This window comes from Streptomyces sp. NPDC127092, from assembly GCF_042722475.1.
Taxonomy (GTDB): Bacteria; Actinomycetota; Actinomycetes; order Streptomycetales; family Streptomycetaceae; genus Streptomyces.
In genome coordinates, this window is record NZ_JBHXFE010000105.1 from 1,070 (window position 1) to 2,850 (window position 1,781).

Genomic DNA, 1,781 nt, shown 5'->3' on the forward strand with positions numbered 1-1,781 from the left:
GCGCTTCGACATCGAACCGGAACCGGGCTATGAACTCGTCGTTGAGGAGACTCTGACGCTGCGGCCGAAGAACCTGCGACTCAAGTTCAGCCGCGTGTAGCTTTCGCCTGGTCGTCGCCGACGAGCGGCATTGTCCTGATATGAGCAATGAGGTCTTCCAGCTCATCTCGGGTCACGCTCGTCGCGCGCGCCTGGAAATGCTCAATGCCCCGGTCACGGATCGCGATCCAGAGGCGGAGCCGTTGGTCGATATCGACGTCGAGCCCATTCTCCGGGCGGAGGTACGACCGATCGACGCCCATTGCGTCGCAGATGGCGTCCGCGATGTCGACCGGTAAGTCGCGCACTTCTCCGGACTCGACCCGTTCGAGCAGCTCTGCCGAGACAGGGCGGGAGAGATTTCGGCCAGCCATCGTGGCCACTGCTTGAAGCGAGAGCCGTGGCTCGTTGCGGTGGTGATAGAAGTCGCGCATTCGCTCGAGCTTCTGGCTGAGGGAGGGGGAGAGGTGGGTCGTCATGTCGGCTTCTTCTCCTTGTTCTTGGCCTGCTGCCACCGAGCTGTGAACTGGCGGTCCATCTCCGGGTCTATCTCTTCTGATTCGCGCCCTGTTAGCCATCGCATGTACAGCAGATCAATCTCGTCGGCCTTGCTCGAAGGGATCGGTTTTCGATCCAGATAGTCCCCGATGAGCATCTCCACCAGGAAATCACGCTGGTCACGGGTAGGTCCGGCTTTTATCTCCAGCTGCGCGATCACCCACGATCGCAAGATCCTGTCGACCAGGACGTCGAACTTGGCGTTGACGGCCGCGACTTGATCTGGCGTGACCGCCTCTTGAGCCGCGACATTCTCATATTCCTTTGCCACGTTCGATAGGTCGCTAATGACGGACAGCGGCAAGGTTACCGAGTTGGGTCCCGCAGAGACTGCCCCTGCACCGATCGCTGTTGACGCTGTTGGGAGTTCTTCGAGCGATATCGGATCACCCCCGTGAAGGGTTCTCGCTGCTGACCCGGATTGCCAACGAAGACCTGCATCCAGGCGTCGCAGTGTCCGCGCGCTGGGTTCCTCAATCGCCGCACGCTCAATCTTGCCGGTGGTGACGTCCGATGGCCCGCCGGCTTCTGAGAGCTGCTTGAGCGTGAGAGCGAGGGCCTTCCTTCGGTCGGCCACGAGGCGACCAAACCGCTCCAACTCACTCTCCACCATTTCGCTAACTCTACCGGTCAGCACACGAAGCAACTGACTGCGGTCAAGGCTCCGAGCTGCGTGTTCGCTGATCATGCACCTTCCTTATCGCACGGACCCCACGAAAACCGCTCAGTCTTTTTCGCTTGTTTTTCGCTTATTTTGCTTATACTATTCGTGCGTGCTTGGTCATGCATCCAAGTTGGAACTTCTCGTCCACCGACGGGCGCTCACAACGCGAACGACTCACACGAAGCGGCACCAAGCGCATAGGAGAGGGAGAACCCGATGACTGTGCACGTTGAGGTCGATCCACCTGTCGTTTCGTCACAGACGTCCGCCTTGGAGGCCGGACCGATGCATTACACCACTGCACCAAGTCAAAGTCGTCGACCACAGGGAGCCGTGGAGCACTGCCCTGGACGCCGGCCGATGCATACCTGCTACAGCCTGCGCTTGCCTGGCTTTCCGACGTGCCCGATGGGCCATGTGCTGGTCCCCGGCATCCAGACTGCCGGGCTCTTGCACTTCCACTGATCACCTGCCTAATCGAACAGGTGCATCTCCGTTCCGATGTAAGGGAATCCGCTGT

At 59.9% G+C, this 1,781-nt stretch carries 2 protein-coding genes; both read right to left on the reverse strand.

Features of this window, described 5'->3' with window-relative positions; all coding sequences use genetic code 11:
* Positions 1–86: 86 nt before the first annotated feature.
* Positions 87–518 carry a hypothetical protein gene (locus tag ACFWJO_RS37450; RefSeq protein ID WP_378493863.1) on the reverse strand — a complete coding sequence of 144 codons (432 nt, stop codon included), beginning with the start codon at positions 516–518 and terminating at the stop codon, positions 87–89.
* Complete coding sequence (locus ACFWJO_RS37455) at positions 515–1,285, reverse strand: helix-turn-helix domain-containing protein (RefSeq protein WP_378493864.1); 771 nt, start codon at positions 1,283–1,285, stop codon at positions 515–517. Before ACFWJO_RS37455 ends, ACFWJO_RS37450 begins: the two co-directional genes overlap by 4 nt.
* Positions 1,286–1,781 lie beyond the last annotated feature (496 nt).

Coding starts and splice junctions, on each gene's coding strand:
- ACFWJO_RS37455 (WP_378493864.1), bottom strand. CDS start 1,285: ATGATCAGCGAACACGCAGCTCGGAGCCTTGACCGCAGTCAGTTGCTT.
- ACFWJO_RS37450 (WP_378493863.1), bottom strand. CDS start 518: ATGACGACCCACCTCTCCCCCTCCCTCAGCCAGAAGCTCGAGCGAATG.